At 57.0% G+C, this 639-nt stretch carries 2 protein-coding genes; one reads left to right on the top strand and one right to left on the bottom strand.

The genetic code is table 11. The annotated features are described in order from the left end of the window. Positions 1-12 precede the first annotated feature (12 nt). Complete coding sequence (locus AC3FOF_RS44565) at positions 13-126, top strand: hypothetical protein (protein WP_488730313.1); 114 nt, start codon at positions 13-15, stop codon at positions 124-126. 261 nt (positions 127-387) lie between these two features. On the opposite strand, the gene AC3FOF_RS44560 is transcribed toward AC3FOF_RS44565, so the two are convergent. Then, positions 388-603, bottom strand: a complete 216-nt coding sequence (locus AC3FOF_RS44560; RefSeq protein WP_488726895.1) for a hypothetical protein — start codon at positions 601-603, stop codon at positions 388-390. Positions 604-639 lie beyond the last annotated feature (36 nt).

Raw genomic sequence — 639 nt, 5'->3', positions numbered from 1 at the left:
CTCGACGCCAAGATCGCCACCGCGCATTTCTTCGCGGAGCATATCCTGTCGCAGGCATCGGGCTTGCGCGACGCCATCGTGGCGGGGGCGGCGCCGGTCAATGCGTTGAGCGAAGCGCAGTTCTGAGCGTGGAAGGTGGCACGCCATCGCGTGGGACATCTCGCTCTTGCGCGTGCCCGTTCTCTCCCCCCGGTCCCTCTCTCACAAGCGCGCAAACCTGGGGCGTACCAAACCGGCACATTGCCATCCAACCGTTCTTTTTTAATGGCCGGCTGCTGTTTCAAAATGAAGCGATTTTTTCTTATTTCTGGATTGTTGTAGGGACCTGATTTAGGGTGGCAGGGCCTAAAGGCGGAGTGGTGTCGGGCTCTTGGGCACATGGAGGTGTCACTTTTCTTTACTCGTAAAGAAAAGTAACCAAAAGAAAGCGACCCCTTGCAGGGGGGCTGGCTTATCAGGATCGGGGACGTTTCGGATTCGTGGTGGGCGCGGCGGTTCTAATAAACTGCTGGCGCTACCGGCACGAACGGCATTGCCGCTGCGAATGACGGTGGTTTCATTGTATGACCCCTGAATGACGATCTCGCTTGCCCATTCAGGCATCTGCCGTTACCAGTTTATATGGCCACTCGAACACGA

Source organism: Cupriavidus sp. 96C5-1 (genome assembly GCF_057798855.1).
The sequence above is the reverse complement of the archived record's forward strand: the minus strand, read 5'-3'. Positions and strand labels throughout refer to the sequence as shown.

Excerpts from the sequence above, each read along its gene's own strand:
- AC3FOF_RS44560 (WP_488726895.1), bottom strand. The coding sequence starts at position 603 with ATGCCTGAATGGGCAAGCGAGATCGTCATTCAGGGGTCATACAATGAA.